Source organism: Massilia sp. LMS1-1-1.1, from assembly GCF_040815535.1.
GTDB lineage: Bacteria > Pseudomonadota > Gammaproteobacteria > Burkholderiales > Burkholderiaceae_D > Janthinobacterium > Janthinobacterium aestuarii.
Window position 1 is genome coordinate 1,202,766 of the sequence record NZ_JBFPNG010000001.1, and the last position, 25,499, is coordinate 1,228,264.

At 60.5% G+C, this 25,499-nt stretch carries 26 protein-coding genes and 1 tRNA gene; 1 reads left to right on the top strand and 26 read right to left on the bottom strand.

Annotated features, from left to right (window positions below; translation table 11 throughout):
• Positions 1-28: 28 nt before the first annotated feature.
• The 24 genes from nuoL to rpsO all read right to left on the bottom strand — a co-directional run bounded on the left by nuoL (position 29) and on the right by rpsO (position 22,148).
• The gene (gene nuoL / locus MRBLMS1_RS05540) at positions 29-2,122 is read right to left on the bottom strand and encodes an NADH-quinone oxidoreductase subunit L (RefSeq protein WP_485878271.1); all 2,094 of its coding nucleotides are present in this window, start codon (positions 2,120-2,122) and stop codon (positions 29-31) included.
• A 46-nt stretch (positions 2,123-2,168) separates the two neighbouring features.
• Positions 2,169-2,477, bottom strand: a complete 309-nt coding sequence (gene nuoK / locus MRBLMS1_RS05545) for an NADH-quinone oxidoreductase subunit NuoK (protein ID WP_010399724.1) — start codon at positions 2,475-2,477, stop codon at positions 2,169-2,171.
• Positions 2,474-3,106 (bottom strand): NADH-quinone oxidoreductase subunit J, encoded by a 633-nt coding sequence (locus MRBLMS1_RS05550; RefSeq protein ID WP_034749981.1) that lies wholly within the window; start codon positions 3,104-3,106, stop codon positions 2,474-2,476. The genes nuoK and MRBLMS1_RS05550 overlap by 4 nt, the downstream gene beginning before the upstream one ends.
• Before the next feature lie 65 nt (positions 3,107-3,171).
• Positions 3,172-3,660: an NADH-quinone oxidoreductase subunit NuoI gene (gene nuoI / locus MRBLMS1_RS05555; RefSeq protein WP_010399726.1), complete on the bottom strand. Its 489-nt coding sequence runs from the start codon at positions 3,658-3,660 to the stop codon at positions 3,172-3,174.
• Positions 3,661-3,674: 14 nt separating this feature from the next.
• Positions 3,675-4,757, bottom strand: coding sequence for an NADH-quinone oxidoreductase subunit NuoH (gene nuoH / locus MRBLMS1_RS05560; RefSeq protein WP_034749983.1), 1,083 nt, complete (start codon positions 4,755-4,757; stop codon positions 3,675-3,677).
• Positions 4,757-7,090 carry an NADH-quinone oxidoreductase subunit NuoG gene (gene nuoG / locus MRBLMS1_RS05565; protein WP_485878274.1) on the bottom strand — a complete coding sequence of 778 codons (2,334 nt, stop codon included), beginning with the start codon at positions 7,088-7,090 and terminating at the stop codon, positions 4,757-4,759. Before nuoG ends, nuoH begins: the two co-directional genes overlap by 1 nt.
• A gap of 22 nt (positions 7,091-7,112) precedes the next feature.
• On the bottom strand, positions 7,113-8,408 hold the full coding sequence (nuoF, locus tag MRBLMS1_RS05570) for an NADH-quinone oxidoreductase subunit NuoF (protein ID WP_010399729.1): 1,296 nt from the start codon (positions 8,406-8,408) through the stop codon (positions 7,113-7,115).
• The gene (gene nuoE, locus MRBLMS1_RS05575; protein ID WP_034749989.1) at positions 8,405-8,884 is read right to left on the bottom strand and encodes an NADH-quinone oxidoreductase subunit NuoE; all 480 of its coding nucleotides are present in this window, start codon (positions 8,882-8,884) and stop codon (positions 8,405-8,407) included. The genes nuoF and nuoE overlap by 4 nt, the downstream gene beginning before the upstream one ends.
• 12 nt (positions 8,885-8,896) lie before the next feature.
• Positions 8,897-10,150 (bottom strand): NADH-quinone oxidoreductase subunit D, encoded by a 1,254-nt coding sequence (locus MRBLMS1_RS05580; RefSeq protein ID WP_034749992.1) that lies wholly within the window; start codon positions 10,148-10,150, stop codon positions 8,897-8,899.
• Entirely contained in the window at positions 10,150-10,743 is a 594-nt protein-coding gene (locus MRBLMS1_RS05585) for an NADH-quinone oxidoreductase subunit C (RefSeq protein WP_072452729.1), read from the bottom strand. Before MRBLMS1_RS05585 ends, MRBLMS1_RS05580 begins: the two co-directional genes overlap by 1 nt.
• A 17-nt stretch (positions 10,744-10,760) precedes the next feature.
• Positions 10,761-11,237 (bottom strand): NuoB/complex I 20 kDa subunit family protein, encoded by a 477-nt coding sequence (locus tag MRBLMS1_RS05590; protein ID WP_010399733.1) that lies wholly within the window; start codon positions 11,235-11,237, stop codon positions 10,761-10,763.
• Positions 11,238-11,240: 3 nt separating this feature from the next.
• The gene (locus MRBLMS1_RS05595) at positions 11,241-11,600 is read right to left on the bottom strand and encodes an NADH-quinone oxidoreductase subunit A (protein WP_010399734.1); all 360 of its coding nucleotides are present in this window, start codon (positions 11,598-11,600) and stop codon (positions 11,241-11,243) included.
• Positions 11,601-11,777: 177 nt separating this feature from the next.
• Positions 11,778-11,862: transfer RNA gene (locus MRBLMS1_RS05600), tRNA-Leu, on the bottom strand.
• 192 nt (positions 11,863-12,054) lie between these two features.
• The gene (secG, locus tag MRBLMS1_RS05605) at positions 12,055-12,459 is read right to left on the bottom strand and encodes a preprotein translocase subunit SecG (RefSeq protein WP_034749996.1); all 405 of its coding nucleotides are present in this window, start codon (positions 12,457-12,459) and stop codon (positions 12,055-12,057) included.
• A gap of 28 nt (positions 12,460-12,487) precedes the next feature.
• Positions 12,488-13,237, bottom strand: a complete 750-nt coding sequence (gene tpiA / locus MRBLMS1_RS05610) for a triose-phosphate isomerase (protein ID WP_485878278.1) — start codon at positions 13,235-13,237, stop codon at positions 12,488-12,490.
• Positions 13,238-13,309: 72 nt separating this feature from the next.
• Positions 13,310-14,290, bottom strand: a complete 981-nt coding sequence (locus tag MRBLMS1_RS05615) for an NAD(P)H-quinone oxidoreductase (protein ID WP_485878279.1) — start codon at positions 14,288-14,290, stop codon at positions 13,310-13,312.
• Between the two features lie 69 nt (positions 14,291-14,359).
• A complete protein-coding gene (locus MRBLMS1_RS05620; RefSeq protein WP_128142476.1) occupies positions 14,360-14,968 on the bottom strand; it encodes a tetratricopeptide repeat protein in 609 nt (202 codons plus the stop codon).
• Between the two features lie 62 nt (positions 14,969-15,030).
• Positions 15,031-15,792 (bottom strand): GIN domain-containing protein, encoded by a 762-nt coding sequence (locus MRBLMS1_RS05625; protein ID WP_128142475.1) that lies wholly within the window; start codon positions 15,790-15,792, stop codon positions 15,031-15,033.
• Positions 15,793-15,901: 109 nt separating this feature from the next.
• Complete coding sequence (locus tag MRBLMS1_RS05630; RefSeq protein WP_128142474.1) at positions 15,902-16,111, bottom strand: hypothetical protein; 210 nt, start codon at positions 16,109-16,111, stop codon at positions 15,902-15,904.
• A 153-nt stretch (positions 16,112-16,264) separates the two neighbouring features.
• The gene (locus MRBLMS1_RS05635; RefSeq protein ID WP_485878281.1) at positions 16,265-18,211 is read right to left on the bottom strand and encodes a methyl-accepting chemotaxis protein; all 1,947 of its coding nucleotides are present in this window, start codon (positions 18,209-18,211) and stop codon (positions 16,265-16,267) included.
• Between the two features lie 121 nt (positions 18,212-18,332).
• The gene (locus MRBLMS1_RS05640; protein WP_485878283.1) at positions 18,333-18,629 is read right to left on the bottom strand and encodes a hypothetical protein; all 297 of its coding nucleotides are present in this window, start codon (positions 18,627-18,629) and stop codon (positions 18,333-18,335) included.
• A 9-nt stretch (positions 18,630-18,638) separates the two neighbouring features.
• Entirely contained in the window at positions 18,639-19,334 is a 696-nt protein-coding gene (locus MRBLMS1_RS05645) for a hypothetical protein (RefSeq protein WP_485878285.1), read from the bottom strand.
• A 206-nt stretch (positions 19,335-19,540) separates the two neighbouring features.
• Positions 19,541-21,658, bottom strand: a complete 2,118-nt coding sequence (pnp, locus tag MRBLMS1_RS05650; RefSeq protein WP_485878286.1) for a polyribonucleotide nucleotidyltransferase — start codon at positions 21,656-21,658, stop codon at positions 19,541-19,543.
• 220 nt (positions 21,659-21,878) lie between these two features.
• Entirely contained in the window at positions 21,879-22,148 is a 270-nt protein-coding gene (gene rpsO / locus MRBLMS1_RS05655) for a 30S ribosomal protein S15 (RefSeq protein ID WP_010399743.1), read from the bottom strand.
• A 185-nt stretch (positions 22,149-22,333) separates the two neighbouring features.
• Here rpsO and bamE point away from each other — a divergent pair, with 185 nt between their 5' ends.
• Positions 22,334-22,831 carry an outer membrane protein assembly factor BamE domain-containing protein gene (bamE, locus tag MRBLMS1_RS05660; protein ID WP_128142470.1) on the top strand — a complete coding sequence of 166 codons (498 nt, stop codon included), beginning with the start codon at positions 22,334-22,336 and terminating at the stop codon, positions 22,829-22,831.
• Positions 22,832-22,907: 76 nt separating this feature from the next.
• Here the strand turns inward: bamE and MRBLMS1_RS05665 are convergent, their stop codons facing one another.
• Positions 22,908-24,452, bottom strand: a complete 1,545-nt coding sequence (locus tag MRBLMS1_RS05665) for a 2-isopropylmalate synthase (RefSeq protein WP_485878288.1) — start codon at positions 24,450-24,452, stop codon at positions 22,908-22,910.
• A gap of 48 nt (positions 24,453-24,500) precedes the next feature.
• The gene (pssA, locus tag MRBLMS1_RS05670; RefSeq protein WP_034750030.1) at positions 24,501-25,352 is read right to left on the bottom strand and encodes a CDP-diacylglycerol--serine O-phosphatidyltransferase; all 852 of its coding nucleotides are present in this window, start codon (positions 25,350-25,352) and stop codon (positions 24,501-24,503) included.
• Between the last annotated feature and the right edge of the window lie 147 nt (positions 25,353-25,499).

Here is a 25,499-nt window from a genome sequence, read left to right on the forward strand (position 1 = left end):
GTTCTCAGTATTCTTTTATCAGGTCAGCTTACTTAGCGGGCCAGAATGGCAGGAAATAGATCAGGAAGCCCAGCACGCCCAGGATCATCACGAATGCATAGTGATAGATGTAGCCGGTCTGCAGCACTCGCGACAGCGAGGACAGCCAGGCGACGACCTTGGCGCTACCGTTGACCAGCAGGCCATCGATCAGCTTCTTGTCACCGAAGTTCCACAGGCCATTACCCAGCAAGCGGGCACCGCCGGCGAACACGACTTCATTGAACTTGTCCATGTAGTACTTGTTGTCCAGCAGGGTGTGGATCGCGTGGAACTTGGCAAAGAACCAGGCCGGCACACGCGGGTTGACCATGTAGCAGTAGTAGGCTGCCACCACGCCGGACAATGCCAGCCAGAACGGTGCCGTCGACAGGCCGTGGATCGCCATCGCCATTGCGCCGTGGAATTCATGCGACAACTCTTCCATTGCCGGATGGTTTTCGCCGACGAAGATCACGCCCTTGAAGAAATCGCCATGCAGCATCGGGCCGATCGTCAGGTAACCGATGATCAGCGACGGGATCGCCAGCATCACCAGCGGGAACCAGACGACGAACGGGGACTCGTGCGGCTTCTGGCCAGGTTCCAGACCATGGTGGCCGTGGTCGTCCTCTTCCTCTTCGTGATGGTCGTCTTGCGCGTGGGCATCGTGCTTGGCCGCAGGCGCGTGATGGTCGTCGTGACCGTGCGCATGCGCCTGGCCGAAACGTTCCTTGCCATGGAAGACGAGGAAGTACATGCGGAACGAGTAGAAAGCGGTGACGAACACGCCAGCCAGCACGGCGAACTGGGCAAAGCCAGCGCCCCAGATGTGCGTCGCTTCGACGGCTTCGATGATGCTGTCTTTCGAGTAGAAACCGGAGAACAGCGGCGTGCCGATCAGGGCCAGCGAACCGATCAGGGAAGTGATCCACGTGATCGGCATGTACTTGCGCAGGCCGCCCATGTTGCGGATATCCTGATCGTGGTGCATGCCGATGATGACGGAACCGGCGCCCAGGAACAGCAGTGCCTTGAAGAATGCGTGCGTCATCAGGTGGAACACGGCTACCGAGTACGCGGACGAACCGAGCGCCACGGTCATGTAACCGAGCTGCGACAGGGTCGAGTAAGCGACGACGCGCTTGATGTCGTTCTGGATGATGCCCAGGAAGCCCATGAACAGCGCCGTGATGGAGCCGATCACGAGGATGAAGGACAGTGCCGTGTCGGACAGTTCGAACAGCGGCGACATGCGCGAAACCATGAAGATACCGGCCGTCACCATCGTCGCGGCGTGGATCAGTGCCGAGATCGGGGTAGGACCTTCCATCGAATCAGGCAGCCACACGTGCAGCGGGAACTGCGCCGATTTGCCCATCGCGCCGATGAACAGGCAGATGCAGGCAACGGTCAGCAGGGCCCAGTCGGTACCTGGAAGGCTCAACAGCGCCAGTTCGTCTTTCTTGGCGAACACTTCCTGGTAGTTCATGGTGCCGGCGTAGGCCAGCAGCAGGCCGATACCGAGGATGAAGCCGAAGTCGCCCACGCGGTTGACAAGGAAAGCCTTCATGTTGGCCACGATGGCCGTCGGACGCTGGTACCAGAAACCGATCAGCAGGTAGGAAACCAGGCCCACGGCTTCCCAACCGAAGAACAGTTGCAGGAAGTTGTTGGCCATGACCAGCATCAGCATCGAGAACGTGAACAGCGAGATGTAGGCGAAGAAGCGGTTGTAGCCTTCGTCGTCCTTCATGTAGCCGATCGTGTAGATGTGCACCATCAGCGAGACGAAGGTGACCACGCACATCATCATCGCCGACAGCGAATCGATCTGGAAGCCCACTTCCATCTTCAGGGTGCCGATCGTCATCCAGTTATAGATCGTGCCATTGAATGTCGCGCCATCCATCACTGCCAGCAGTGTCTGCACGGACAGGATGAACGCAATCAGTACGCCCAGGATCGTCGCGGTATGCGACGTCTTGCGTCCGACCAAATTACCCAGGAACTGGGTGCCAAGCAAGCCTGCAATCGCGGCACCGGCCAGCGGCGCCAGCGGTACGGCAAGAAGGAGGTTAGGGTTGAGGAGTTGCCCCGCCATGATGAACCTTAATCGTTATTATTCGAGAGATCGAGTCTGAAAAACATCAGCCTTTGAGGCTGTCCAGGTCTTCGACGTTGATGGTATCCAGATTACGGAACATCACCACCAGAATAGCCAGACCGATAGCCGACTCAGCGGCGGCAACCGTCAGGATGAAGAAAACGAAGATCTGACCGGCCGCGTCGCCCATGAAATGGGAGAACGCGATGAAATTCATATTCACCGCCAGCAGCATCAATTCGATTGCCATCAGCAATACGATGATGTTCTTGCGGTTCAGGAAAATACCGACGATCGAGATTGCGAACAGGATCGCGCCCAGGACCAGAAAATGTGTGAGCGATAATGTCATGGTGCCTCCTTAACTTCCGGCTCAGCCGCAGGACGCTCGACAACCGCGTCCATCTTGATGATCTTCAGGCGGTCGTTGCGCTTGACGCGCACGGCATCGCCTGGAGCAAAGTGCTTGGTGTCCTTGCGTTTGCGCAGGGTCAGCGCGACAGCGGCAACGATGGCCACCAGCAGCACGACGGCGGCGATCTCGAAGGCGAACACATATTCCGTGTAGATCAGCAGGCCCAGTTCCTTGGTGCCGCCCAGGTTGACGTTGACCGGCGCGATACTAGGCGCAAAGTTGCGGAAACCGTGCCACAGGACAGCAGCCATTTCCAGCACGATGATCACACCCACCGTCACCGACAAAGGCAGGTAGCCCCAGAAACCTTCGCGCATGCGGTCGATATTGATATCGAGCATCATGACCACGAAGAGGAACAGCACCATCACGGCGCCGACGTACACCAATACCAGCACGATGGCCAGGAATTCAGCTTGCAACAGCATCCAGATGCCCGCTGCGGAAAAGAAGGACAGTACCAGGAACAGTACTGCGTGGACCGGATTACGGGCCGTGATGACGCGCGTCGCTGCCAGAATCAAGATCAGCGCGAAGGCGTAAAACAAAATTGTTTTAAAGTCCATAAAAAACCCAATAGACGTACAGATGAACGAGGGGCGCGCCGCAGCCAGGGGCTACGGCGCATCCATCAGCGATAAGGTGCGTCGGCGGCGCGCGCAGCGGCGATGTCATTTTCATAACGATCACCCACGGCCAGCAACATCTCTTTCGTGTAATACAAATCCCCGCGTTTCTCGCCGTGGTATTCCAGGATTTGCGTCTCGACGATCGAATCGACCGGGCAGGACTCTTCGCAGAAACCGCAGAAGATGCACTTGGTCAAGTCAATATCGTAACGCGTGGTGCGGCGCGAGCCGTCGTCACGCTGTTCCGATTCGATCGTGATGGCCATCGCCGGGCAAACCGCTTCGCACAGTTTGCAGGCGATGCAACGTTCCTCGCCGTTCGGGTAGCGGCGCAGCGCGTGCAAGCCACGGAAACGCGGCGAGATCGGTGTCTTCTCTTCCGGGAATTGCACCGTGATCTTGCGCGAAAACATGTACTTGCCTGTCAACGCCATGCCCTTGATCAGCTCGCCTAACAAGAGGCTGCTGAAGAAATCTTTTACCTTATCCATTCGTATGCACTCTCTTACTTCCAAATATTCCAGGATGTCTGCATCCAGGCAGCGACGAAGACCAGGTAGACCAGCGTCAACGGGATAAACACTTTCCAGCCGAGGCGCATGATCTGGTCATAACGGTAGCGTGGGAAAGTACCGCGCACCCAGATGAACACCGACACGATGAAGAAGGTCTTGGCGAACAGCCAGAAGAAGCCGCCGAAACCACCCCAGAACTCGAGGAAGGCAAATGGTGCGGACCAGCCACCGAGGAACATGAGCGAAGTCAGCGCGCCGATCAGGATCATGTTGGCGTATTCGGCCAGCATGAACATGGCGTAGGCCATGCCCGAGTACTCGACCATGTGGCCGGCAACGATTTCCGACTCGCCTTCGACGACGTCGAACGGGTGACGGTTGGCTTCAGCAAGGCCCGACACCATGTAGATGACGAACATCGGCAGCAGCGGCAGCCAGTTCCACGACAGGAAGTTCACGCCCTTGTCGGCGAAGTAGCCGATTTGCTGGCCGCCAACGATGTCGATGAAGTTCAGGCTGCCCGAGACCATCAGCACGATGACCATCACGAAGCCCATCGGGATTTCATACGAAATCATCTGCGCCGAAGCACGCATGGCGCCCATGAACGAGTACTTCGAGTTCGAGGCCCAGCCGGCGATGATGATGCCGTAGACTTCCATCGAGGTAATCGCCAGCAGCATCAGCAAGCCCGCGTTGACGTTGGCCAGCACGGCTTGCGGACCGAACGGCACGACCGACCAGGCGGCCAGGGCCGGCATGATGGTCATGATCGGACCGATCACGAACAGGCCCTTGGCGGCCTTGGACGGGATGATGATCTCTTTGAACAGGAGTTTCAGCGCATCGGCGATCGGCTGCAGCAAGCCCAAGGGACCCACGCGGTTCGGGCCGACGCGGATCTGGATCCAGCCGATCAGCTTGCGTTCCCACAAGGTCAGGTAGGCAACCAGGCCCATCAGCGGCAGCAGCACGCACAGGATCTTGATCAGGGTCCAGAAGAACGGCCACGAGCCGCCCAGCAAATCCTGGCCACTGCTGTTGATGACGTTTACAAATTCAGGCAGAGCCATCAGATTTTCCCCTCTGCTGTTTCAACTGTGATGTCACCGAACATGCCGCCCAGGCCAGCCGTCGAGGCATGCGCCGCCGACACCTTGACCACATTGGCTGGCAGGCCGGCGTGAATTGCCGCCACCAGGATGGCGCTGCCGGAGCCTTGCGCCACTTTGACCTTGTCGCCCGCCTTGATGCCCAGCTTGCCAGCCAGTTCGGCGGACAGGTGCGCTTGCGGCGCGGCGCCATCGACCGTGCGTTGCAACGGTTCGGAGCGGCGTACCAGCGCGTCGGCGAAGTAGATCGGCACGTCGGCGATGCGTTGCAGCGCTGGCGAAGCCGGTGCGTACGTTGCCGCTTCCGGTGCGTTCTTGGCGATGTTGTTCAGCTGTGCCGACAGATCGGTCACGCCGGCACCGAACGCTTCGTCGCGGATCGCTTCGGAGGTGTCGTAGTCGAAACCGGCCAGGCCCAGGATGTTGCCCAGGACGCGCAGCACTTTCCAGGCTGGACGGGTTTCCGCCAGCGGTTTGACGGTACCGTTGAAGCTTTGCGCGCGGCCTTCGCAGTTCACGAAAGTACCCGAGGTTTCAGCGAACGGCGAGATCGGCAGCAGGACATCGGCGTAATCCATGCCGTGCTTGAAGGCGGACATGGCCACGACCATGTCGGCGCCATCCAGGGCGGCGCGGGCCGCTTGTGGATTGGCGGCATCGAGTTCCGGCTCGGCGTGCAGCAGCACATAGGCTTTTTTCGGTACGGCAAAGGCTGCTTGCACATTGGCGCGCGGTTTGGCAACCAGGTGCGCGCCAACCGTGTTGGCCGCTTCCGTCAGGTAGCCAAGCTTGGCGCCCGTCTGTTCGGCGATCCATTGCGCGGCAGCATGCAGTTGCGACGCTTGCGGGTGTTGCGTTGCCGCGTTACCCAGCAGCACGGCGCCGTTGTCGCCGGCCATCAGGCTGGCGGCGATGGCGACAGCCACGTCCGAAGCGGCAACCGCTTCAAAACCGGCTGGCGCGGCGATTTCTTTGGCTTTCGCAACAGCGACGACCACTTCCGACAAGGCCGCCAGCCAATCGCCAGGTGCGGCGATCATCTTGTTGGCGATGGTGATCAGTTGATCATCGTCGGAGGCGTGCAGGATCGACAGCTTGGCGCCGCCCTTGACGGACGCGCGCAAACGCGTGGCCAGCAATGGGTGATCCTTGCGCAGGAACGAGCCGATGACGAAGGCGCGCTTGATCTGGCCAAATTCGTTGATCGGCATGCCCAGCCATGGCTTGACGCCGGCGTCGAGCGCGAAGTCGGTCTGGCGCAGGCGGAAGTCGACGTTCTCGGAACCGAGACCGTTGGCCACTTTCTGCAGCAGGACCAGTTCTTCTATCGTCGAATGCGGCGTTGCCAGCGCGGCGATGGCGTCGGCGCCATGCTCGTGCTTGATGTTTTTCAAACCGTGCGCCACGTATTCCAGCGCGGTTTGCCAATCGACTTCTTTCCACTCGTTGCCTTGTTTCAGCATCGGGGTCGTCAGGCGTTCGGCGCTGTCCAGCGCTTCGTAAGAGAAACGGTCCTTGTCCGAGATCCAGCACTCGTTGACGGCTTCGTTTTCCAGCGGCAATACGCGCTTGACCTTGCCAGCTTTCACTTGCACGATCAGATTCGAACCGAGGCCGTCATGCGGGCTGACCGATTTGCGGCGCGACAGTTCCCACGTACGGGCGCTGTAGCGGAACGGCTTCGAGGTCAGTGCGCCGACCGGGCACAGGTCGATCATGTTGCCCGACAGTTCGGAGTCGACCGACTGGCCGACGAACGACACGATTTCCGAGTGTTCGCCACGGCCAATCATGCCCAGCTCCATCACGCCGGCCACTTCCTGGCCAAAGCGTACGCAACGGGTGCACTGGATGCAGCGCGACATTTCCTGCATGGACACCAGCGGACCGGCCTCCTTCGGCGTGACGACGCGCTTGTCTTCCTTGTAGCGCGATTCGCTCTTGCCGTAGCCCACTGCCAAGTCTTGCAACTGGCATTCGCCGCCCTGATCGCAGATAGGGCAATCGAGCGGGTGGTTAATCAGCAAGAATTCCATGACCGACTTTTGCGCCTGCACAGCTTTATCGCTGGCGGAGCGCACGATCATGCCGGCACTGACCGGGGTCGCACAAGCGGGCAAAGGCTTGGGGGCCTTTTCCACTTCGACCAGGCACATGCGGCAGTTCGCTGCGATCGACAATTTCTTGTGATAGCAGAAGTGCGGAATGTAGGTTCCCAATTTGTTGGCGGCGTCCATCACCATGCTACCAGCAGGGACTTCGACTTTTTTGCCGTCTATTTCGATTTCAACCATGGTGATCGTTACCTGACGCAGCTTAGATATATGCGGGCACTAAGCAATGCTTGTGCTCGATATGATATTCAAATTCTTCACGGAAATTCTTAATGAAGGCCCGTACCGGCATGGCAGCCGCATCGCCCAGCGCGCAAATGGTGCGGCCCTGGATGTTGTCGGCGATCGAGTTGAGCATGTCCAGGTCGTCTGGACGACCCTGCCCCTGCTCGATGCGGTGCACCATGCGGTACATCCAGCCTGTGCCTTCACGGCAAGGCGTACACTGGCCGCACGATTCTTCAAAGTAGAAGTAGGACAGGCGTTCCAGCGCCTTTACCATGCAGCGTGTTTCGTCCATCACGATGACGGCGCCCGAACCGAGCATCGAACCGGCTTTCGCGATCGAGTCGTAGTCCAGGTCGGTCTGCATCATGATGTCGCCGCGGATCACCGGAGCGGACGAACCGCCAGGGATCACGGCCTTGATCTTTTTGCCACCGCGCATGCCGCCTGCCAGTTCCAGCAGGGTCGCAAACGGGGTGCCGAGCGGCACTTCATAGTTGCCCGGTTTTTCCACGTCGCCCGAGATCGAGAAGATCTTCGAACCACCATTGTTCGGCTTGCCCATCGCCAGGTATTTCTCTGGACCGATGTTCAGCACGAATGGCACGGCCGCGAAGGTTTCCGTGTTGTTGATCGTCGTCGGCTTGCCGTACAGGCCAAACGAGGCAGGGAAAGGCGGCTTGAAGCGCGGCTGGCCTTTCTTGCCTTCCAGCGATTCGAGCAGGGCCGTTTCTTCGCCGCAGATGTAGGCGCCATAACCATGGTGCGCATGCAACTGGAACGAGAACTCGCTGCCCATGATCTTGTCGCCCAGGAAACCGGCGGCGCGCGCCTCTTCCAGCGCTTCTTCGAAACGCAGGTATTCCTGGAAGATTTCACCGTGGATATAGTTGTAGCCGACGGTGATGCCCATCGCATAAGCGCCAATGGCCATGCCTTCGATCAGCGCATGGGGATTGTAACGAATGATGTCGCGGTCCTTGAAAGTGCCCGGTTCGCCTTCATCTGTATTGCAGACGAGGTATTTTTGACCCGGGAACTGGCGCGGCATGAAGCTCCACTTCAAGCCGGTAGGAAAACCCGCGCCGCCACGGCCGCGCAAGGACGAAGCCTTGAGGTCGGCGATGATCTGTTCCGGCGTGATTTTCTCTTCCAGGATACGCCGCAGGGCGCTGTAGCCGCCGCGGTTCACATAATCTTGCAAATGCCAGTTCTTGCCATCCAGATCCTTCAGGATCAATGGATCGATATGGCGGTTGTGGAGTGACGTCATTTCTTGAGTTCCTCCAGCATGGCGTCGATCTTCTCGTTCGACATCCAGCTGCACATGGTTTTATTACTGACCAGCAAGACAGGCGCATCGCCGCAAGCACCCATGCACTCGCCTTCAACCAGGGTGAACTGGCCGTCTGCGGTGGTTTCGCGGAAATCGATACCCAGTTTCTGCTTCAGGTAGTCTGCAGCGCGCACGCCGCCCGACAGGGCGCATGGCAGGTTGGTGCACACGGTGATCTTGTGCTTGCCCACGGGTTTCACGTTGTACATATTGTAGAACGTGGCCACTTCCTGCACGGCAATCGCCGGCATGCCGATGTAATCGGCCAGTTCCTTCATGGTTTCCGGCGCCAGCCAGCCCAGTTCATCCTGGGCATGGGCCAGCGCGGCCATGACGGCCGACTGACGCTGGTCGGCCGGATATTTGGCCAGCTCGCGGTCAATTTTCTTATAGCATTGCTCTGATAACAACATACTTTTTGCCTCTTAGCGGTCAATACTGCCGAACACGATGTCTTGCGTCCCGATGATGGTCACGGCGTCGGCAAGCATGTGCCCACGCGCCATTTCGTCGAGCGACTGCAAGTGGGCGTAGTCTGGCGCGCGCAGTTTCATGCGGTACGGCTTGTTGGCGCCATCGGACACCAGGTACACGCCGAACTCGCCCTTCGGGTGTTCCACGGCGCTGTAGGCCTCGCCTGGCGGCACGTGGAAACCTTCCGTAAACAGCTTGAAGTGGTGAATCAAGGATTCCATGTTGGTCTTCATGTCGACACGGCCCGGAGGCGCCACCTTGCGGTTGCTGGTCATGACAGGACCTTCATTGTTGCGCAGCCACTCCACGCATTGCTTGATGATGCGGTTCGACTGGCGCAGCTCTTCCACGCGGACCAGGTAGCGGTCGTAGCAATCGCCATTGGTGCCGATAGGAATGTCGAAATCCATCAGGTCGTACACTTCGTACGGCTGTTTCTTGCGCAAGTCCCACTGCACGCCCGAGCCGCGCAGCATGGCGCCCGTAAAGCCCATGGCCAGCGCATCTTCCGGCGAGACCACGCCGATGCCAACCGTGCGCTGTTTCCAGATACGGTTGTCGGTCAGCAGGGTTTCGTACTCGTCCACCGAGTTCGGGAAACGGCGCGCGAAGTCTTCGATGAAGTCCAGCAGCGAGCCCTGGCGGTTTTCGTTCAGCTTGCCGATCGCCTTGGCGTTGCGGATGATCGAGGCCTTGTGCTGCGGCATCGCGTCCGGCAGGTCGCGGTAGACGCCGCCCGGACGGTAGTAGGCCGCATGCATGCGCGCGCCCGAGACTGCCTCGTAGGCGTCGAACAAGTCTTCGCGGTCGCGGAAGCAATACAGGAACGGGCCCATGGCGCCAACGTCCAGCGCGTGAGTACCGAGCCACATCAGGTGATTCAGGATACGCGTCATCTCGTCGAACATGACGCGGATGTATTGCGCGCGCAGCGGCACTTCCAGGCCCAGCATCTTTTCGATGGCCATCACGTACGCGTGTTCATTGCACATCATCGACACATAGTCGAGACGGTCCATGTACGGCACGGATTGCAGATAGGTCTTTTGTTCGGCCAGCTTTTCGGTGGCGCGGTGCAGCAGGCCGATATGCGGGTCGGCGCGCTGGATGACTTCGCCATCCATCTCCAGCACCAGGCGCAGCACACCGTGCGCGGCCGGATGCTGCGGCCCAAAGTTCAGGGTGTAGTTCTTAATCTCAGCCATTATTTCATCCCGTAATGTTCTTCGCGGATCACGCGCGGCACGTTTTCCCGCGGCTCGATCGTCACGGGCTGGTAAATCACGCGCTTTTGTTCCGGATCGTAACGCATCTCGACATAGCCGGAGACGGGGAAATCCTTGCGGAACGGATGGCCGATGAAACCGTAGTCGGTCAGCAGGCGACGCAAGTCGTTGTGGCCTTCGAAGAGGATGCCCAGCAAGTCGAACGCTTCGCGCTCGTACCAGTTGACGGCGCGCCAGATGCCGACCACGGATGGCAGCAGCGGCATGTCGTCGTCCGGCGCGAACACGCGCACGCGCACGCGCCAGTTGTGCTTGACCGACAGCAAGTGCGAGACGGCCGCGAAACGCAGGCCATCCCAGCTACCGTCGCCATAGGTCGAGTAGTCGACGCCGCACAGGTCAAGCAGCTGCTCGAAATGCAGGGCCGGATCGTCGCGCAAGGTCTGCATCACGGCCAGGTAGTCCTCGGCCTTGACGACCAGGGTGACTTCGCCCAGCGCAACCGTCGTGCTAACGCGATCGCCCAGGGCAGTGCCGAGGGCGTTTTGCAATACTTCTAAATGTGTTGTCATAATCTGAAGCGGCCCCGTTAGCGTGCGATCGTGCTGGTACGCTTGATCTTGTTCTGCAACTGCATGATGCCGTACAGCAAGGCTTCAGCGGTCGGAGGACAGCCGGGCACATACACGTCGACGGGCACGATGCGGTCGCAACCGCGCACCACGGAATAGGAGTAATGGTAGTACCCGCCGCCATTGGCGCAGGAACCCATCGAGATGACCCAGCGTGGCTCTGCCATCTGGTCGTAGACCTTGCGCAGGGCCGGCGCCATCTTGTTGCACAGGGTGCCGGCAACGATCATGACGTCGGACTGACGCGGCGACGGACGAAACACGACGCCGAAACGGTCCATATCGTAGCGGGCTGCGCCCACATGCATCATTTCGACCGCACAGCAGGCCAGACCGAACGTCATCGGGAACATAGACCCGGTGCGCGCCCAGTTGATCAGCTTGTCGGCCGAGGTGGTGATGAAACCTTCGCTTAATACGCCTTCAATAGCCATGGCTTATTCCCAGTCAAGGGCACCTTTCTTCCAAATGTACCAAAATCCGACCACGAATTCAGCGATGAACACCATCATCGTGACGAAACCGGCCCAGCCCAGGTCGCGCATTGCAACGCCCCATGGGAAAAAGAATGCCGTTTCCAGATCGAACAAAATAAACAGGATTGCGACCAGATAGTAGCGCACATCAAATTTCATGCGCGCGTCTTCGAATGCTTCAAAGCCACATTCGTACGGGGAGAGTTTTGCTGCGTCAGGCTTGTTAGGACCTAACAGGCGCCCCAGGAGCTGGGGAGCGATACCGACACCAAGGCCGATAATAATGAACAGCAGGACGGGGAAGTAATTTTCGAGGTTCACGATTGATGAGCTTATATTGAACGATCGGTTAAATGAGGACGCTGCGATCATTTGCAGCGTATCTAACGCACGACCCCAATCAAAGCTAAGACCAGGATCGAACGACACATCCTCGTAAAAAAAGCCAGCAACTTTGTACGAGCCATGGCTCGTGCGCCGTTGCTGGCTTCTGATTTCTGGTGCCGACGACGAGACTCGAACTCGTACAGCTTTCGCCACTACCCCCTCAAGATAGCGTGTCTACCAATTTCACCACGTCGGCGGTAAGGCCCGTATTCTACTCTGCTTTGCCGCTAAAGTTAATGCACAAATGCATCAAAACACAGATAAAAACGATAAATTTTTACATCTTCCAGCGCGTCACGATTTTTTCCTGCAGCACTGCTGAAACATTGAGCAATAATCTGCCCGTAATGAGAATTACTCTCGATGAGGTATCGAGCTCATACAAAAATTACTTTGGAATCGCGCCTGCCGGGGTGCTGGCAACCGGTGCCGCCGCCGCTGGAGCGCTGGCAGCCGGAGCTGCAGCAGGTACCGTCGTAGGGATCGCGCCCGCGCCGGTGACCGGCACTGGCTTGACGACTTTATCCATCACCCCGCCGCCGACCGTCGTGGCGCGCTGATTGGCCATCAGCGACAGGGCCAGGGTGGCGCCGAAGAAGATCGCGGCGGCAACGCCCGTCGATTTCGACATGAAGTTCGACGAACCCGTCGCACCGAACAGGCTGCCCGAGGCGCCCGAACCGAAGGCGGCGCCCATGTCGGCGCCCTTACCGTGCTGCAACAACACCAGCGCGATAATCGACAATGCCGAAATAACCTGTACTACCACTACCAGATTGAACATCATGTTCATTGCAATTCCATTCTTAGTTTAAATTAATTCAATCAGCGGCGTGAATAATTGCCAGGAAATCCGCCGCCTTCAATGCTGCTCCACCGATCAGACCGCCATCGATATCCGGCATCGCCATCAATTCTTTTGCGTTCTCCGGCTTCATGCTGCCGCCGTACAGGATCTGCACGCCGGCCGCTGCTACCGCATTCTTTGCCGCCAGCTGGCCGCGCAACACCTGATGCACGTCCTGCGCCATTTGCGGCGTGGCCGTCTTGCCCGTGCCGATGGCCCATACCGGCTCATAGGCCAGCACCAGTTTCGCCACGTCGTCGGCGGAAATCGCCGCCAGCACGGCGCCCAGCTGCTGCGCCACGACCGCGTCGGTCTGGCCCGCTTCGCGCTGCGCCAGCGTTTCGCCGATGCAGACGATAGGCGCGATGCCCGCCGCCAGCGCCGCAACCGTCTTGGCCGCCACTTGCGCATCGCTCTCGCCATGGTAGGCGCGGCGCTCGGAATGCCCGATCACCACATAGCCGCAACCGAAATCCTGCAGCATGGCGGTCGAGATTTCTCCCGTGTAGGCGCCGCTGGCATGCGCGGACACATCCTGCGCACCCCAGCCGAGAGCCGTGCCTGCCAATTGCGCCTGGCACTGCGCCAGGTACGGCGCAGGCACACAGACGGCGCTGGCGGCGCCAGAGGCAGCCAGGCCAGCAACTATTTCAGACAATAACACCGCGTTCGAGGTGCGACTGCCGTTCATTTTCCAATTTCCGACGACGAGTTTGCGACGCATAGTAGCCTAAATTCTAATAACCCGTCATTCTAACTCCGGCACCGATGCCGGTCAAACAGGCAGTGCCCCGTTTCAAGCAACTTGCAACATGATCTTGCCCACGTGCGTGCTCGCTTCCATCAAGGCATGCGCCTCGTTGGCTTTTTCCAAGGGGAAAGTTTTATAGATCACGGGCTTGATCTTGCCCGCCTCGATCAGCGGCCAGACGGTCGTGCGCAGATGGTTCGCGATGGCCGCCTTGAAAGCGACGGAACGGGGACGCAAGGTGGAACCCGTCACCGTCAGGCGACGGCGCAGCAAGCTACCCAGGTCCAGTTCCGCCCTGGTGCCGCCCTGCACGGCGATCAGGCCGATACGGCCATCGTCGGCCAGGCAATCGATTTCGCGCGGCAGGTAGTCGCCGCCGACCATGTCGAGAATGACGTCGACGCCTTTGCCTCCGGTCAATTCCTTGACGACGGCGACGAAATCTTCCGTGCGGTAATTGATGCCCCGTTCGGCGCCCAGCGCCTCGCAGGCGCGCGCCTTCTCGTCGCTGCCTGCCGTGGCGAACACGCGGTGGCCGAGCGCGGCCGCCAATTGAATGGCCGTCACGCCGATGCCGGACGTGCCGCCTTGCACCAATAACGTTTCACCGCCGGCCAGCGCGCAGCGGTCGAACACATTGCTCCACACGGTAAAGAAGTTTTCCGGCAGGGACGCGCCTTCCAGCGCCGTCAAGCCTTGCGGCAAGGGCAGGCACTGGCCGGCGGGTGCGGCGCAGTATTCGGCATAGCCGCCACCCTGCACCAGCGCGCAGACGAGGTCGCCCTTCTTGAATGCGGTATTGGTGAAGTCGCCATCGACGACTTCACCGGCCACTTCCAGGCCCGGCAAGTCCGATGCGCCGGCTGGCGGCGCGTACTTGCCCAGACGCTGCAGCACGTCGGGACGGTTGATGCCGGCCGCGTGCACCTTGATCAGCAGTTCGCCCGCTTTATATTGCGGCACGGGACGTTCCGCAATCTGCAAAACGTCGGCGGGACCTGGCTGGCTGATGGCAACTGCACGCATGGCGGGACTCTTTCAAGGGAAAACGGCGATTGTACGCCAAGCCGCCCACCCTTGCAGCGAGGCCCCTGCCTATGCGCCGCCCGTCTTCGACTGGCGCGGCAGCGGCGTGCCCGGCTTCCATTTCGCCGACAGGGCCTGCCCTTCCTCGACTTGCTCATGCGTCATTTTGCGCACCACGGCGGCGCGCTGGTCGGCCGCATTCGCGTTGCCATTCGCGGCCGCCAAATTCCACAGCATGTAGGCGATGACGTTATCCTGCGGCACGCCACCCATGTGGTAGCGGTACATCAGACCCAGCACTTGCTGCGCCTCGGCGTGGTTCTGCTCGGCCGCCTTGCGGAACCAGCTGACGGCCTGCTTGTGATCCTGCAGCACGGCGTTGCCCGTGTAATACATCGCGCCCACCACATACTGGGCGTCGGCCTTGCCCTGGTCGGCCGCCTTGCGGTGCCAGAACATGGCTTGCTTGTAATCCTGCGGCAAGCCCCGTCCCATGTAATACATCAAGCCCAGCAAATGCTGGGCATCGGCGCTGCCGGTCTTGGCCAGTGGCAGGATTTCCTTGTAGGCCAGCGCGTAATTCTTGTTGTTGTAGGCGCTGGCACCTTCGGCGAAGCCAGCCCGCGCGGGTAGCTGTATCGTCAACAGCATGAGTAATGTAATGATCAGTTTTTTCATCGGAATGGGATGTGGTCTGACTACTTGTTCTTGTCCTGCCAAAGGCCTGCGGCAGGATGCTTTTACTTCCAGCTGACTTTGCCCAGGCCCTCGACGCTGACATCGCGGTTGGCCGGCTTGCCGTACACCACCACCGAACCGAGTCCGCTCAGGTTCAGCTTGGCATTCGTATGGGCATTCACCGTGGCATTGCCCAGGCCGCTCAATTCCAGGTTGACGGCATCGGCTTCGAACTGCTGCGCATTCAGGCTGCCCAGGCCGCCCAGGCTCGCTTGCAGGATACGTCCGCGTCCACCCAGCATCACCGAGCCCGCGCCCTGCAGGTCCAGCTCCGCGCGCTCATTGTTACCTATCCATATCTGCATGCTGCCCACGCCGCCCAGACTGGCATTGAGCTTGCGGTAATCGCCCACCAGCTTGATGCTGCCCGCCCCTTCCAGCGACAGGGTCAGTTCCTCGCCCTTGAAGCCCGTGATGTCGGTGCTGCCAAAACCTTCCGAGCTCAGTTCGCGCAAGTTAGGCAAGACCAGGTCGGCGCGGATCGACGACGGGCCGATCTTGAAACCGCGCACTTCCGTTTCGATGTGCAGGGTGTCGCCGCTTTGCGCCGTGCTGACATCGGCAATGTAGCGCTTGTCGGCCGTGATGCTCAGCGAAGCCACGTTGCCCTGGCGAATGCGCACTTCCATCACGCCATCGAGCTTGACGCGCACCACGCGGGCGTCGACGTTGCGCATTTCCAGCAAACGGGTCTCGGCGGCCACGCCGCGCACCAGGCCCAATGTCGCCAGGAACAGCAGCGCCAATTGCAGTATCTTTTTCATGTAGTGCATCCTCGGTATCTTGTTTTTATGTGTCGCGGCACCCTCGTGGGGCTTGCGCGCATTGCCATTGACCAACACTGTATCAGCGCCGAAAACGGCTGACAATCAATCAGGCGAAACGGGCTTTTTCGGCAGCGCTCAGGCGCTTGGCCTTGACGACCACCACTTGCATGGCAGCCTTGTTCGCTGGCGCGGCCAGGGTGGCCGTGGAACTGGCCACTTGCAGGGCCGGGGCGGCTGGGGCGATGGCGTAGCAGCTGGCGCCAAGCAGGATGGCGGCGGCAACGGCAATGACTTCCATGTTTTTAGCGACGTTCATGTTGTTCTCCTCGGGTGTCTGGCAGTGGGCTTGCGGTATGGTGTCACTATAGCCATACCGCCCCCGGCAGACACGCCGATTGCGACGAACTGCATTTTTGGCAGGCTGGCCTGACAAAAACGCGGATGAACGTGCAGATCGCTAAGCGTCTTCTTAAAACTCTTCCCACTCGTCGGCGCCGGACTTGGCCGCCTTGACGGGTTTGACTGGCGCCAGCGCGCGGGCTGGCGCGCGCGGTGCAGCAGCGGCTGGCTTCGCCTTGAGGCGCGTCACTGGCGCGGGCGCCGCGGCAGGACCGGCATCGCCCAGGCGGAACATGCCGACGGCTTGCGCCAGGTCCACGGCTTGCTCCTGCAGGCTTTCCGCGGCGGCAGCGGCCTGCTCGACGAGGGCCGCGTTTTGCTGCGTCATGGTATCCATGTGCGTGACGGCCGTATTGATCTCGCCGATGCCGGCGCTCTGTTCGCGGCTGGCCACCGTGATCTCGCTCATGATGGTCGTCAATTGCTGCACCGAGGCCACCACCTGGTCCATGGTCTGGCCCGCTTCATCGACGAGGCGGCCGCCGGCATCGACTTTTTCCACCGAGTCGCCGATCAGTTCCTTGATTTCCTTGGCCGCCTGGCTCGAGCGTTGCGCCAGGTTGCGCACTTCGGACGCCACCACGGCAAAGCCCCTGCCCTGCTCGCCCGCGCGCGCCGCCTCGACGGCCGCGTTCAGCGCCAGGATGTTCGTCTGGAAGGCGATACCGTCGATCACGCCGATGATGTCGACGATCTTGCGCGAGCTTTCCTGGATGCCGGCCATGGTGCCGACCACCTGCTGCACCACGCGGCCACCCTTGGCCGCCACTTCCGAGGCGGACACGGCCAACTCATTGGCCGCGTGCGCGTTTTCCGCATTCTGCTTGACGGTCGACGTCAGCTCATCCATCGAGCTGGCCGTCTCTTCCAGCGCGCCCGCCTGCGCTTCCGTGCGCGAGGACAGGTCGGCATTGCCGGCGGCAATGTCGGCCGACTCGCTGCGCACCAGGGTGCTGATGCTGCGGATCTGCACCAGCACGGTGGCGATCTTTTCAACGAACAAGTTAAACGCCTTGGCGATCTGCGCCAGCTCGTCCGCACCTTCCGCGTCGAGGCGGCTGGTCAGGTCGCCGTCGCCCGTGGCGATCGCTTCCATCGCATCGCGCACCAGGCCCAGGCGGCGCAGGGCGCGCGCCACCAGCACGCTCAGCACCGTGGCGGCCAGGGCCAGCACCAGCAAGGCCGTCAGGGCCGAGGCGCGCAGCATGGAAGTCAATGCCTGCGTCGCTTCTGCGCGGTCGAGCACGGTGGCCAGCAGCCAGTCGCTGCCCGGCACTTTACTCACGTGCAAGATACCGTCGCGGCCGCCGAGACGGATGCTGGCACCTTCGCCGCTCTTTTCGATATCGGCCAGCGCCTGCGCGCTCAGGCCCGAGTCCAGTTCGGCCAGCGGTTTCAGAGTCAGCTTGCTATCCGGGTGGGCGATGATCTTGCCGCCGCCATCGACGAGGAAGGCATAGCTGGACGCCGTCGGCTTGATCGAAGCGACGTTCTGCACCACCGCATCCATCATCACGTCGGCCGCCATCACGCCCGTCACGCTGCCCTTGCCGCCCAGCGGCTCGGCAAACGTCACCACCAGCTTGCCCGTGCTGGCGCCGATGTATGGCGCCGTGATGATGGGGCCGCCCACTTCGGACGCCAGCTTGTACCAGGGGCGCGCGGTAGGATCGTAGTCGGCGGCGCGCTTGCGCTCCTGCGAAAAGACGGCGTGCTTGTCGGCAAAGCCGATATACGCCATGTCGAAGGTGCCCGCCTGCTCGGCCGCCTTCAGGGCCGGCAGCGGATCGGCCGCCGTGGCGCCCTGCTTGAGCGATCCCACGACGGCTTGCTTGGAACGCAGCCATTCGGCAATGGCTTGAGCATGGCTGTGCGACAGCTGCAGCATCTGCGTGTCGAGCGCTGCCAGGGTGCTTGAGCGGGTAGTAAAGAAGTTGGCGATGGCGACGGCCAGCATGGCCAGCACGACGATGGAAACGGCGATGGCGATCAGCCGCGCCTTAAGGGAGGACAACATGGTGCATCCAATAAAAAAGGGGAAATCGGGAGGGATGCACCATGGTCGGGGAATAAGATTTTGTCGTCAAGCAATACCGACAGTCAATTACCCATAAACAACAATTGATACCATATATTAATCATATCTCTCCGCGCAGCTTGCGCAAAGCCGGCGAGTCGCCGCCCGTCGCCTCGATGCGAAAGCGCGCAAACGCCTGCTCCAGCTCAGGGTAGCAGCGCAAACTGCCTTCGTTAAAGTAGCGCCCGCCGGGGATATCGCCCCATGGCAGGGGTGCGCTCAAGCCCCCGCTGCCCGCCAGGGCCAGCAGCGGCTCGAGCGCGCTGCGCAGGTCGGCCACTTCCCCGTCGGCGGGCGACAGACGGGCCAGCCATTGTTCCAGTTCGGCGGCACGCGCCTGCAAACGCTGTTGATCCATCATCGCTCCTCAATTCTCGATCGTGCCGATCAGCACGGGGGCCGACCACAGGCTGCGGTTGGGCAATAAATACTGCTGCGCCCCACCCTTGCGCCGCACCAGCCCGCCCAGCTCTTGCGTCGGCGCCACCTGGCTGACGAACACGTTGACGGTGCCCTTGGGCATGATCTGATACACATCATACAGCGGCGCCTCGCTCTTCAAGGGCAAGCCGAAACAGTCTGCCAGGGTGGCGCAGCGGCTGGATGCCAGCTGCAATTGCGCACTGGTGGTGAAATACGGCGAGTACGGCGACACATTCTGGCCATGCGGCACGATTTTGACCAGCGCGGCCGACATCGCTTGCAGGTCGGGCAAGGTGCTGCCGGAAGCAAGCTGCTCGACCGCGCGCGCGTAAATCGTCTCGGCCGGCGCGGCCGGGTCGGCGGCGCGCAGTTCGCGCAGCAATTGCTGCCCTGGCCCACTCTCGAGGTAGGGATCGATGACTTCCCTCTGCAAGCCCGCCGTCTTGAAGGTGCTGAGGTCATTGATTTCGCGCGCATGCACGGCGCGCAAGGCGTCGAGGTCTTGCGCCGGCATGGCCGCGGACGCGGCGGCGATGGGGATGGGCAGCGGCACCGGTGTCGGTGCGTTGTCAGCCTGTGCCCAGGTACAGGGCGAAACGGCAAGCAGAAAGGCGGCGGCCAGCCCGCGGAATGTGCGCATGCTGCATCTCCTTGGAAGACTCGGTCAGGGGGAATATCCCCTCCCGAATCTACAAGGCGCAGCAGCGGCCAATGCGAGCTGCATCAAAGCCGCTGCGGACGCCTGCCCGCACCTTCGATACAGCGCAAACGCGGCGCAAAAAAAACCGCCAGGGCTTGCGCGCTGGCGGTTTTTGATCATGCGGCCGGGGCCGCACTCAGTCTAACTTAAGCGGCTGGCGCTTCGTTGCCTTCAGCAGCTTTCATCGACAGTTTCAGACGGCCGCGGTCGTCCGTTTCCAGAACCTTGACGCGAACCAGCTGGCCTTCTTTCAGGTAGTCGGCCACGGCGTTGACGCGCTCGTTGGCGATCTGCGAGATGTGCAGCAAGCCGTCCTTGCCTGGCATGACTTGCACGATGGCGCCGAAGTCCAGCAGTTTCAGCACGGTGCCTTCGTAGGTCTTGCCCACTTCGACGGAAGCGGTCAGTTCTTCGATGCGGCGCTTGGCTTCCTGGCCGGCTTGCGCGTCGACGGAAGCGATGGTGACCACGCCTTCGTCGCTGATGTCGATCTGGGTGCCCGTCTCTTCGGTCAGCGCGCGAATCACGGCGCCGCCCTTGCCGATCACGTCACGGATTTTTTCCGGGTTGATCTTGATGGTGATCAGACGCGGTGCGAAATCGGACAGTTCGGTTTTGACGTGCGGCATGGCTTTTTGCATTTCGCCCAGGATGTGCTCGCGGCCTTCCTTGGCTTGCGCCAGTGCCACTTGCATGATTTCCTTGGTGATGCCCATGATCTTGATGTCCATCTGCAGCGCCGTGATACCGTTGCGGGTACCGGCTACCTTGAAGTCCATGTCGCCCAGGTGATCTTCGTCGCCCAGGATGTCGGACAGCACGGCAAACTTGCCGCCTTCCTTGATCAGGCCCATGGCGATACCGGCCACGTGTTCTTTCATCGGCACGCCGGCGTCCATCAGTGCCAGGCAGCCGCCGCAGACGGAAGCCATCGACGAGGAACCGTTCGATTCCGTGATTTCCGATACCAGACGCACCGAGTAGCTGAACTCTTCAGCGGCTGGCAGGGCGGCGATCAGCGCGCGCTTGGCCAGGCGGCCGTGGCCGATTTCGCGGCGTTTTGGCGTACCGACGCGGCCCGTTTCGCCGGTGGCGAACGGAGGCATGTTGTAATGCAGCATGAACGAATCGGTGAACTCGCCCATCAGCGCATCGATCTTCTGGCTGTCGCGGGCAGTGCCCAGGGTCGCGACGACCAGCGCTTGCGTTTCGCCGCGCGTGAACAGGGCCGAACCGTGGGTGCGTGGCAGCACGCTGGTGCGGATCGAGATCGGACGCACGGTGCGCGTGTCGCGGCCGTCGATGCGTGGCTCGCCGTCGAGGATCTGCGTACGCACGATTTTCGCTTCGATGTCGAACAGGATGTTGTTGACTTCAGCGCTGTCGATAGCCGCGCCGCCGTTGGCAGCCACTTCAGCCGACAGGTCGGCGATCACTTCCGACGTCGCCGCTTTCAGCTTGGCCGTACGCTCTTGCTTGTCCTTGGTTTGATACGCGTCATTGATCTTGGCGTTGGCGAAATGCGCGACGCGGGCGATCAGTGCTTCGTTTTTCGGCGCAGGCGCCCATTCCACTTCCGGCTTGCCGCCGTCACGCACCAGGTCGTGAATCGCGTCGATGACGACTTTCATCTGGTCGTGGCCAAAGACCACGGCGCCCAGCATGATTTCTTCGGACAGCTGTTTCGCTTCCGATTCGACCATCAGCACGGCCGTTTCGGTACCGGCGACAACCAGGTCCATTTCCGACGTTTTCAGTTGCTGGACGGTCGGGTTCAGGATGTACTGGCCATTGGCGTAACCGACGCGCGCGGCGCCGATAGGACCGTTGAAAGGCACGCCCGATACGCACAGGGCAGCCGATGCGCCGATCATGGCGGCGATGTCCGGATCGATTTCAGGGTTGACCGACAACACGTGAATGATGACTTGCACTTCATTCAGGTAGCCTTCCGGGAACAGCGGACGGATAGGACGGTCGATCAGACGGGAGGTCAGTGTTTCTTTTTCGGAAGGACGGCCTTCGCGCTTGAAAAAACCGCCCGGGATTTTACCGGCAGCATAGGTTTTCTCGACATAATCAACCGTCAAAGGGAAGAAATCCTGGCCTGGCTTGGCATCTTTGCGTGCCACTACCGTTGCCAGAACGACGGTATCTTCGATCGACACCAGCACTGCGCCGGATGCCTGACGTGCGATTTCGCCGGTTTCCAGGGTCACTTGATGTTGACCGTACTGGAAGGTTTTCGTAACTTTGTTAAACATGGGGTATCCCTTTTCTAATTGCCGACAGATTTTCAGGGGCTGTCGTTCACCTCACCACAGGCGGCGAAAACTTCGTTGCCGCCTTTACTACTTTACTTTTAAAACATGATATCGGTAGAGAATACTGTACTTCTCGACATAAATCCGGAATTCAAATGACAAAATGCCCGCGTCAGCGAACTGGCGCAGGCATTTCTGTATAAACCTTGTACGGCAAAAATTACTTGCGCAGACCAAGTTTAGCGATCAGGTCGCGATAACGGGTAGCGTCTTTAGCCTTCAGGTAGGACAACAGGCTCTTACGACGGTTGACCATCATGATCAGGCCGCGGCGGGAGTGGTGATCTTTCGAGTGGGCTTTGAAGTGGCCGTTCAGTTCGTTGATGCGAGCTGTCAGCAGTGCAACTTGCACTTCAGGGGAGCCGGTGTCGTTTTGACCACGTGCGTTGTCCGCGATGATAGCGGCTTTGTTGATGTTTTCTACTGTCATGATAAACCTTTCACATGCGGTGCACAGAGTCTGAACCCTATCCACCGTGAACTACGATTATTAAAATACTGGCCTACGCTTCCAACCAGACGCGCAAGTATATCGGAAAAATGCCCGCCTGTATCCTGCCGTGCGCGCTTTTCTCGGTGCATGATAGGGTTTTCCTGCATTTCAGGAGGTCAAACATGAAAAAACTGCTCAAATCAGCAACACCGCTGCTGTTTGCCATGCTGGCCGGCTGCGCCAGCTGGAACGTCCCGCCGCCCCAGCCGGGCGAGCCGCGCGCCGCCGTGGAAGCGCGCCTGGGCCGTCCCACGAATATCTACCAGCTACCCACGGGTCCCGAACTCGAATACGCGACGGGACCGTACGGCCAGTACACGTATATGGCCCGCTTCGGCCCCGACGACAGGTTGATTTCCTACGAGCAAGTGCTCGACACGCCGGGCTTTGCCCGCATCAAGGTGGGCGTGTCGACTCAGCAAGACGTGCTGCACACCCTGGGGCGCCCGACGGAAACATCGTATCTGTCGCTGCCGAAACTGCACGTCTGGTCCTACCGCTACAAGGAATCGGGCGTGTGGGATTCCATGATGCATGTGCACTTCGACCACGACGGCATCGTGCGCATGATGATGAACGGGCCCGATCCGGCCAAGGAAGAGCGGCGCTTCTTCTGGTGACGAGCATCTTGCACTAAGACTAGCACCTACCCCAAATGCAAATTCTGGGGTCAGACCCGGCGGGTCTGACCCCGACTTACGGCTGCGGGTCGATACGCTCATCCTTGGCATGCAGTTTATTGAGCGCCGACAGATACGCCTTGGCCGACGCGACGATGATGTCGGAATCAAAGCCCACGCCATTGACGATGCGCCCGTCGCGCGACAAGCGCATCGTCACCTCACCCTGCGACTGCGTGCCCGTGCTGATGGCATTGACGGAGAACAGGACCAGCTCGGCGCCGCTGGCGGCCGCGCTTTCAATGGCGTTGACGGTGGCGTCGACGGGGCCGTCGCCCTGCCCTTCACAGCTGCGCTGCTGGCCGCCGACGAGGAATTCCACGCGCGCATGCGGCACGGCGCCCGTCGTCGACTGCTGCGTCAGCGCAACAAAACGGTAGTGCTCACTCTCCTGCGCCTGCTGCTCTTCGCTGACGAGGGCCATGATGTCTTCGTCGAAAATCTCGGATTTCCGGTCGGCCAGCTCCTTGAAACGCAGGAAGGCCGCGTTGACTTCCGCTTCCGATTCCAGAGAAATGCCCAGCTCCTGCAGCCGCTGCTTGAAGGCATTGCGCCCCGACAGTTTGCCGAGCACGATCTTGTTGGCCGTCCAGCCCACGTCTTCGGCGCGCATGATTTCATACGTCTCGCGCGCCTTTAAAATGCCGTCCTGGTGGATGCCGGACGCGTGCGCAAAAGCGTTCGCGCCCACGACGGCCTTGTTCGGCTGCACGGCAAAGCCCGTGATCTGCGACACCATTTTGGACGCCGCCACGATTTGCGTCGTATCGATGCCCACCGTCAGGTTGTAATAGGCGGCGCGCGTACGCAGCGCCATCACCACTTCTTCCAGCGCCGTGTTGCCGGCCCGCTCGCCGAGGCCATTGACCGTGCACTCGATCTGCCGCGCGCCGCCTATCATGACGCCGGCCAGCGAATTGGCGACAGCCAGGCCCAGGTCGTTATGGCAATGGACGGACCAGATGGCCTTGTCGGAGTTCGGTATGCGTTCGCGCAAGCGCTTGATGGTGGCGCCGAAGATTTCGGGCACGGCGTAACCGACCGTGTCGGGGAAATTGATGGTGGTGGCGCCCTCGGCGATCACGCCCTCGAGCACACGGCAAAGGAAATCTTCATCGGAACGGCTGCCGTCTTCGGGGCTGAATTCGATGTCGTCCGTGAACTGGCGCGCAAAGCGCACGGCATTTTGCGCCTGCGTAAGCACTTGCTCTGGCGTCATGCGCAGCTTCATCTGCATGTGCAGGGGCGACGTGGCAATAAAGGTATGGATGCGCTTGCGCTCGGCTGGCGCCAGCGCCTCGGCGGCGCGGGCGATGTCGCGGTCGTTGGCGCGCGACAGCGAGCAGATGGTGGACTCGCGCACGGCGCCGGCAATCGCCCGTATCGATTCGAAATCGCCCTGCGAGGCGGCGGCGAAGCCCGCCTCGATCACGTCGACCTTCATGCGCTCGAGCTGCTTGGCGATGCGCAGCTTTTCCTCGCGCGTCATGGAGGCGCCCGGCGATTGCTCGCCGTCGCGCAAGGTGGTGTCAAAAATGATGAGTCGGTTGCTGGTGGTCATGGCTGCTCCTGGCTGGCTGAAGACTGGCGACGCTACCGACTCGCCGCATTAATGCTCGGGGTCGGTCTGGATGATGCTGACGGGCTTGCCCTTTGCCATGCGCCAGAAAAACACGGCGTAGCCGGACAGGCCATACACGACGAAAATCGGGAACAGCACCTTCGGCGGATCGATGGAAATAAGCGCAAAGAACAATGCCAGCAGGAATACCACGATGAAAGGCACGGACTTGCGGAAATTCACATCCTTGAAGCTGTAGAACGGCACGTTGGTGACCATGGTCAGGCCGGAAAACAGGGCGATCGTCCACGACACCCAGGCCAGCTGGTTGCCGGCAAATTCCAGGTCGTTCATCAGCAGGATAAAGCCGGCCACCATGGCCGCCGCAGCCGGGCTGGGCAAGCCCTGGAAGAAGCGCTTGTCGACCACGGCGATATTCGTGTTGAAGCGGGCCAGGCGCAAGGCGGCGCCGGCGCAATACACGAAGGCGGCCAGCCAGCCCAGTTTGCCCATGCCGCGCAGCGACCATTCGTAGATCACCAGCGCCGGCGCGGCGCCAAACGACACCATATCGGACAGGCTGTCGTACTGGGCGCCGAATTCGCTCTGCGTATTCGTCAGGCGCGCGATGCGCCCGTCCAGGCCGTCGAGGATCATGGCGATGAAGATGGCCCAGGCCGCGTGTTCGAATTTCTGGTTCATGGCCATGACGATGGCGTAGAAGCCGCAAAACAGGGCTGCCGTCGTGAAGGCGTTCGGCAACAGGTAGATGCCGCGGCGGCGCAAGGTTTTCTTGCCAGTGCCATCGCTCACCGGCTGGCGCGCGAATTTGCTGAAGCGGGACGCTTTGGATACTGCGGGAGTGCCGTTCTTGCCTCTACGACGGGGGAAGTTTGCCATGTTGTTCCATATCTTGTGTACTGCGGGGGAATCGGTGCCAGATGGCAGGCGCATGACTGTCACGGCATGCGCCTGCCGATGTTGTCATTATAGAGGAGCCACCGCCAAAGAAAAGCGCGGCGGCGTCAAGCTGACAATATTGATCCC